The sequence below is a fragment of the Segatella copri genome (genome assembly GCF_019127135.1).
GTDB lineage: Bacteria > Bacteroidota > Bacteroidia > Bacteroidales > Bacteroidaceae > Prevotella.
Genome location: NZ_JAHOEA010000093.1, coordinates 1 through 7,327 on the forward strand (window position 1 = coordinate 1; position 7,327 = coordinate 7,327).

General features: G+C 36.4%; 6 protein-coding genes. All 6 read left to right on the plus strand.

Annotated features, from left to right (window positions below; all coding sequences use genetic code 11):
• The first annotated feature begins 303 nt into the window (after nucleotides 1–303).
• Nucleotides 304–927, plus strand: a complete 624-nt coding sequence (locus KSW37_RS14745) for an acyltransferase (protein ID WP_217315140.1) — start codon at nucleotides 304–306, stop codon at nucleotides 925–927.
• A complete protein-coding gene (locus tag KSW37_RS14750) occupies nucleotides 928–2,364 on the plus strand; it encodes a lipopolysaccharide biosynthesis protein (RefSeq protein WP_217315142.1) in 1,437 nt (478 codons plus the stop codon).
• A 2-nt stretch (nucleotides 2,365–2,366) separates the two neighbouring features.
• Nucleotides 2,367–3,551, plus strand: coding sequence for a CDP-glycerol glycerophosphotransferase family protein (locus KSW37_RS14755; RefSeq protein WP_217315144.1), 1,185 nt, complete (start codon nucleotides 2,367–2,369; stop codon nucleotides 3,549–3,551).
• A 103-nt stretch (nucleotides 3,552–3,654) separates the two neighbouring features.
• A complete protein-coding gene (locus KSW37_RS14760; RefSeq protein WP_217743519.1) occupies nucleotides 3,655–4,764 on the plus strand; it encodes a hypothetical protein in 1,110 nt (369 codons plus the stop codon).
• A gap of 2 nt (nucleotides 4,765–4,766) precedes the next feature.
• The gene (locus tag KSW37_RS14765; RefSeq protein WP_254368691.1) at nucleotides 4,767–5,834 is read left to right on the plus strand and encodes an alpha-1,2-fucosyltransferase; all 1,068 of its coding nucleotides are present in this window, start codon (nucleotides 4,767–4,769) and stop codon (nucleotides 5,832–5,834) included.
• A 222-nt stretch (nucleotides 5,835–6,056) separates the two neighbouring features.
• Nucleotides 6,057–7,094, plus strand: coding sequence for a glycosyltransferase family 4 protein (locus KSW37_RS14770; RefSeq protein WP_217315148.1), 1,038 nt, complete (start codon nucleotides 6,057–6,059; stop codon nucleotides 7,092–7,094).
• Nucleotides 7,095–7,327 lie beyond the last annotated feature (233 nt).

Genomic DNA, 7,327 nt, shown 5'->3' on the forward strand with positions numbered 1-7,327 from the left:
GTTCTACCCTATGTGATACACCCCAAAACGGCCGTTCTCGGACGGGCTGGGGGGGGGTAAATAGTAGTAATTCATATACAGCTTGTCGCATGGCTGCTTAAAAAGAAAGGAGTAGCCATGTTGATAAGCAAAATAAAGAGACTATTATCGTATAACGTTCTGAAAACACTTTATGTGAATTTCAGCATTTTCCCATTGAAAGTCGCTGTCAAATTGCCATTGCAGATTGGTTGGAGAGTTGAGTTCCAACATCTGTATAAAGGCTGTATCAAGTTGGATGACAATGTACGGCTAAACCGTTATATGGTCAAGATAGGAATAACGTCATTCCCTATGATTTCCACCAAAAGCAATTATACACTCATTCGTTTCGCTAAAAATGGAACAATGTCATTTGGTAACGATGTGTTGATTCATAATGGTGTCAGTTTGATAACTTCAGAAGGTGGAAACATTAGAATTGGTTCAGATTGTGTAATCAATCAGCGCACCAAGATCTATTCTCAAAAGACCGTGACGATAGGAAACCATTGCCGTTTGGGATGGGAGTGCCAAGTCATGGACTCAGACTGCCATTTGGTGTATAATGATAATAAGAAGACAATAGGAAACCCCATAGGCGAAGTATATATTGGCGATAATGTTTGGTTGGCATCACGAGTTTCGGTAATGAAGGGTGTTACGATTCCATCGTTTTCAATTGTATCTGGAAATTCTGTTGTACTAAAGTCTTTCGCAGATATAACGACTAAGGGAAACTTCTTTGTTGGAAGTCCTGCAGTTTTGAAAGCAACAGGTGTGTACCGTTTGCTGAATAATGCTTTTGAGATGCAGATGAAAAATCATTTTGCGGCATCTGGAGTACGGTATGTAAAAGTCTCTGAATTAAATGATTTTAATTATTTAGATTATCTCGTAAAAGAATAAATGACAGAAGATATAAAAAAAGACACGTTAAAAGGGGTAAAATGGACAGCTATTGAAAAGATTGCATTGCAAGGCATCCAATTTGTGATAGGCTTGATACTTGCCAGATTGCTATCTCCGTCAGATTTTGGCTTGGTGGGAATGTTGGCAATCTTTATTTCTATTTCACAGACATTCATAGATGGAGGATTCAGCAATGCGCTTATCAGAAAGATTGATCGAACTGAAACAGATTGTTCTACGGCTTTCTATTTCAATATAGTGGTGGGAATTGTCTGCTATGGCATATTATTTCTGATTTCGCCATTGGTTGCCGATTTTTTCAATACGCCCATACTGAGTGACTTGCTTAAAATCATAGGTCTCTCTATATTTGTCAATTCATTGGAAATAGTACAAGTCGCCAAGTTGACTGTTGACATTAACTTCAAGGCACAAGCACGAGCCACAGTTTTCTCAGTCTCATTGTCTGGCTGCATTGGCATCGCTATGGCTTATCATGGATATGGTGTATGGGCGTTGGCATGGCAAACTGTGTTTGGAGCAATATTCAGATGTGTGATATTGTGGTATCAGACCAAGTGGAAGCCAATGCTTGTATTTTCCAAGGCATCTTTCACCGACTTGTTTTCATACGGAAGCAAATTGCTTGCTTCCAATCTGTTAGGTACCATTTATGCTAATATGACAACCTTGGCAATCGGCAAATTCTACACGCCAAAAGATTTGGGATACTATTCTCGTGGTCAGCAGTTTGCTCATTTGCCAAGCACGGCAATCATAGACACCATAGGTAGAGTCACGTTTCCAATATTGGCGAAGATACAAAATGATGATGAACGATTGGTATCGGTATATAGAAAGTATATCCGTGTTACATCTATACCTATTATCTTCTTCTTGATGTTATTGGCAGCAGTTGCCAAACCTTTGATTTTGGTTCTTCTTACAGAGAAATGGCTTGATGCGACATTATTCTTGCAGATATTTTGTTTCGCCTTTATGACAGAACATATTTCAAAACTCAACTTGAACCTATTGCAAGTTAAAGGTCGCTCAGACTTATATCTTAGGTTGGAAATTATCAAGAAGGTGATAGCATTCCTAATATTGATGTGCTCCATTCCATTTGGGGTAGTCATTATCTGTGTTAGTAAGGTACTGAATGGACAAGTTTCCCTTTTCATTAATACCTATTATACAGGCAAGCTTTTCGGCTTGGGGTATCTTAAACAATTCTCAGATTTCATCAAGTATTTGACAGTGTCGCTGTTGGCATGTTTGCCTGCTTACGTACTGACATTCACGACGATAGCACCAATATTGCAATTGGCAATAGGTTGCGTTACGGCTTGTATTTTATATTATGTAATGCTGAGAAAAGATAATATAATGATAGAAATAAGAAGTACTATTATCAATAAAATCAAAAAATAAATATGTTACCGATAACATTATATGGAGCATTCGCAAGACTGCTGAACGCATTCATTCCAATAAAGAAAAAAACATGGGTGTTTGGAGCCGATTATGGCAAAAGCTATAGAGAAGGCTCAAAATATCTATTGGAATATATGCTGAAGAATCATCCTGATTACAACTGTTGTTTTCTTACTTGGTCATCGCAGGTGTATGATGATTTGCGAGCTAAAGGTATTCCTGTAGAGATGAACTATTCTCTAAAAGGGATATTTAAAGCTGTAAAAGCAGAATGTATATTTACGACACAGACTACAGCGGATATACATTTCACATATAAAAAACACGACCGTAGATTCTTTTATTTGGTGCATGGGCAACCTCTTAAAATAGCTCAAAGTGCTTTGAAAGATACTGCTTATTGGAAGAAATACCACAAGAAAGAATCAGTGCTTGTTCGTTTTAAGGAGTGGTTGACGCATTTCTTTAATGACGGTTATTCAATGAATGATGTGGAGTTCGTAGCGGCTACTTCTGATTTCTTGAAACCCTATATGGAGAAGGACTTTGGCAACAAACCACCAGTAAAAGTGATGGGGATGCCAAGAAATGACGCATTGTTCCAACCAGAAAGAATGGGAAAAGAGAAATGGGTGAATGGCACAGAAAGGAAGTTCGTCATCACCTATATGCCTACTCATCGTGCTTACGGCAAGGGACAGGCTTCGCCTACACCTTTTAAGGACCGTCCTGACATTCAACGATGGATGCGAGAAAACGATGTGGTGTTGCTTGTAAAAAATCACCCTAACATGATTAAACAATGCAAGTCATTTTACAGTTCTGATTGTATTATTGACATTACGACACAAATGATAGATCCGCAAGTGGCTATCTATCACTCTGATGTCTTGGTAACGGATTTTTCCAGCGTGTGGATGGATTACCTACTTCTTCGACGTCCCATCATTTTCTATATATATGATGATTTTGAGCATAATGATGTTGGCTGTCATTATGATATTCGAAAGAATCCTCCAGGACATTTCTGCTATTCAGAGGATGAATTCTTCGAATTGATAAAGAAAACAAAATTTCATTATGATGCAATGAAACCAAGTGACGAGATTGTTGGCATGTATCATAAGTATGTGGATGGAAAAGCGTGTGAAAGATATTTTAATGTGATTGCAAATGGAAAATAAACTAATTAAATTAGCCTTTTATGTGCTGTCTTCTTTTTTCCTTCTCACTTTAATTCTCAGACTTTTTAATCTAATAAATATTGACTTACATATTTCACAGATTATGTCTGTAGTATTTTTATTGAGTGGAATCTGTTGTGCTCGAAAAATAAAAACTAATGGCTTCGATATCCTTGTATTTGTTTATTTAGCCTATATGCTTTTTAATGGTCTTTTAATTGATTATAATTATCATGGTGAATTCTTTTATAAAGCTCTTTTGTCGCATGTATTTCCTGTTATGTGCTATTTTATAGGTAGATATATAAATATAGATATAAGTATTTATTTAGATAAAATGAAATATCCATTACTATTTACTATGATTTGTGGTATCGCATTCTATTATCTTCATCCTTCTTGGTATGTAGTGATGAAAGAGTCACAAATTGGTGAATATGCTAATGAAATGAGCATATCTGGTGTTTATCGCCTTTCTTCGTTTTGGGGGCATCCTTATGTTTTGGGTTATGCGACATTACTTTACTCTTTATGGCTAACATATAGAGTAATTCTTGGCGTTGACAAAACTAAAAAATTACTTTTAAATTTTGTAACTCTTTTTATTTGTATAGTTGTGCTGATGTTAGCCCAATTGCGAGTGACCATTGTTGTATATGTACTTTGTTTGATATATATGCTCTTTTTTGCAAGAAAAGAGCCCATGTCACAGAAAATAAAGAAGATACTATTAGTTTTCTTCGTTTTTTTTACTTTTGCTTTTCTGTTTGTTCAATTTGCAACGGATAGTTTAGGATATATTAATGATCATATGTTAAATCTGACAGAAAATAATTCCATGTCAGACAGATTTGAGCACACCGCAGGTGGTGTTAGTTTATACTCTTTTTGGGGAGATGGATTGGGCAGATATGGCTATCCTGCTAGAGAACACGGAATGTGGGCTATAGTTGATCATGAATTTCAATGTCATGTCGCAGAGTTAGGGTATTTAGGCGTGTTTTTGTTGTGCTGTATTATTTCTTTCACAATTGTGAGATGCGTTAAAAGACGATATCTTGTTGTTGAAAATTCTATTCTTTTATTCTTTATTATAGCGATGCTTGGAGCTAGTGTCTTAAGTAATTCTCATCAATATAATTATATTTTTTGGTATACCTTAGGAATAGTATGGTCCAATAATTATAAAAAATGTATAGATAATAAATTGTAACAATGAAAATAGTACATATTGAATCTGGTCTTGGCAACCAAATGTTAAGCTATTGTGAATACTTGGCATTGAAAAGCCTTCATCCCGATGAGGATATATACATAGAGACGATGATTTACGACATTCCCGAATGTAATGAGGTCATCAATCAGTGGAATGGATATGAGTTGAAACGCATTTTCGGCATAGATGCTCCTAATATCAAGGAGCGATTTACGGAAGAGGAGTGGCAGAAAATCATGGAAGAGGTGCATGCCTCTGAGTTTTGGGACAAAAACTGGAACTATCCAGTATATATCACATACGCTTTGTGCAATGCTGGACTCGACATCCGGAACATCCGAGGCGACTTCGAGTTGAAGGTAGCAACACGCAACCTCAACATGAAGGTGGAATACAAACCAACGTTGAAGGAAAGGTTGATAGACTCGCCATTGGGTGACTTGTTCAAGCGCACCTATCGCACAGTCCGCAAGCAGCATTTCATCACTTGCGACTGTCATTATCAAGATGTTTTCTATGAAGGGGATGACAGCGTGTTCACAGGTCAATGGCTTTCTCTGAAAAGAATCGGGAGCGGTATGGAGCGGATAGAGAAGGAAGTAAGGGAGGTTTTCACTTTTCCGGAGTTCAAGGATTTTCAGAACAAGGAAATGGCAGCCTTCCTTGATGGTTGTAATGCCGTTGCCATCCATGCTCGACGTGGCGATATGCTCGGCTGCAATGGTTATTGTTATAAGTTCGGTTATTTCAAGCGAGCTATCAGTCATATCAAGAAGAAGGTGGAGAATCCTGTGTTCGTTTTCTTCTGCGATTCAGGGAGCGTGGAATGGTGTAAGCAGAATGCCCAGATTTTCAACCTCGACTTTGTGAAAGACAAGATATATTTCGTGGATTGGAATAAGGGAGAGGAAAGCTTCCGTGACATGCAGCTTATGGCGCACTGCAAGCACGCCGTCATCACCAACAGTTCTTTCGGTTGGTGGGGAGCGTTCTTCATTCAGAATCCGAATAAGATAACCATCTCTCCTAAACAGGAGATTTCCACTAATACTACTTATCATTGTTAATTATTTGAAAAAGAAAGCAAGAACCGTAAAAAGTGAGTTGCTCAAGAATTATATGTTCTTGGATACCTAATTAAAATTGAAAATTAGAATTATAAGTATTTGTAGAGAGAATACATTGCTATACAGTTGACTATATTATTTGAAGTTTTATAAGCTTTTCAATTGCAGCAGTTTCATTTCCTTAGAGCGAATACTTTATATAATACTTACAATATTACCGATATGAAAATATTACATATTTGCTGGTCGTTAGCTAATGGTGGTATGGAGAATATGCTTGTTGATATTATCAACTATCAGGTGAATTATGAAGACGTGTCGTTATTGATAATTAACGACAGAATAGACTATAGTATATTCAACCGTATGGATAAGCGATGCCATGTTAAGTTATTAGGCAGAAATGAGGGATGCAAGAATCCACTTTATTTGTTGAAGATTAACGGATTCTTATTGATGCATCATTTTGACATTGTCCATCTTCATAATGCTGATTTGATAAAGTGGTTATGGCTGAAGCGTAATTATGTACGCACTGTACACAATACTAACATAACTATTCAGAATTATAGATGGCATAAAGGTATCATTGCAATTTCTGAGTCTGTAAAGGAGGATTTAGAAAAGCGAGGTATACATGGCAGTGTTGTTATAGACAATGGTATCAATTTCTCTTTAATCAAGCAAAATAAGAGAATTGGGAAAAATGAGACTTTTAAAATAGTCCAAGTAAGCAGAATTCTCTTTGAACAGAAAGGGCAAGATATCTTAGTGGAGGCTATTAAAAAGATTTTGTCTCAAGGAAAAAAGAATATTCATTTAGATTTCATAGGTACAGGTCCTGATATGGATCTGCTAAAACAAATGATAAAGAACTGTCATTTGGAATCATTCATTTCAATTTTGGGTAACAAACCACGTGAATATATTTATGAACATCTATGTGACTATGACCTCTTTGTTCAACCTTCGAGATTTGAGGGGTTCGGCTTGACTGTGGCAGAAGCAATGGGTGCAAAAATCCCAGTCCTTGTAAGTGATAACGAAGGACCACTTGCCATCATTGAAAAAGGTAAGTATGGTTTTACATTCAAGAATAAGATAATAGATGATTGTGCAGTGCAGCTCACAAAGATCATAGAGCATTATCCGACTAATGAATATATGGAATCTGCTTACAAGCATGTCGTCAAATTGTACAATGTAGACAATACAGCACAAGGTTACTTGGACTTTTATCATACATTGTATGATGTGTAACAGGTGTTCTAATAAATATATTTCCTTGCAGGATTGGAGATATTGAGTGGTTTATTTGATGATAAAACTCAAAGTAAATAAAATATAAAATGATTATAATTTTTTATTTATGATAATGGATTATAGGAATGCTTTAAAAATGATAACAGAAGATTATAAAAGGTATAGTTGTCATTTCGGGGGAGGTCGTCCGAAAACTTAATTAGGGAAGCAAACAACTGAATTGAGCATTT

Bases quoted from the DNA above. Each gene is read 5' to 3' on its own strand.
- KSW37_RS14770 (WP_217315148.1), top strand. From the start codon at position 6,057: ATGAAAATATTACATATTTGCTGGTCGTTAGCTAATGGTGGTATGGAG.
- KSW37_RS14750 (WP_217315142.1), top strand. From the start codon at position 928: ATGACAGAAGATATAAAAAAAGACACGTTAAAAGGGGTAAAATGGACA.
- KSW37_RS14745 (WP_217315140.1), top strand. From the start codon at position 304: ATGGTCAAGATAGGAATAACGTCATTCCCTATGATTTCCACCAAAAGC.
- KSW37_RS14765 (WP_254368691.1), top strand. From the start codon at position 4,767: ATGAAAATAGTACATATTGAATCTGGTCTTGGCAACCAAATGTTAAGC.
- KSW37_RS14755 (WP_217315144.1), top strand. From the start codon at position 2,367: ATGTTACCGATAACATTATATGGAGCATTCGCAAGACTGCTGAACGCA.
- KSW37_RS14760 (WP_217743519.1), top strand. From the start codon at position 3,655: ATGTCTGTAGTATTTTTATTGAGTGGAATCTGTTGTGCTCGAAAAATA.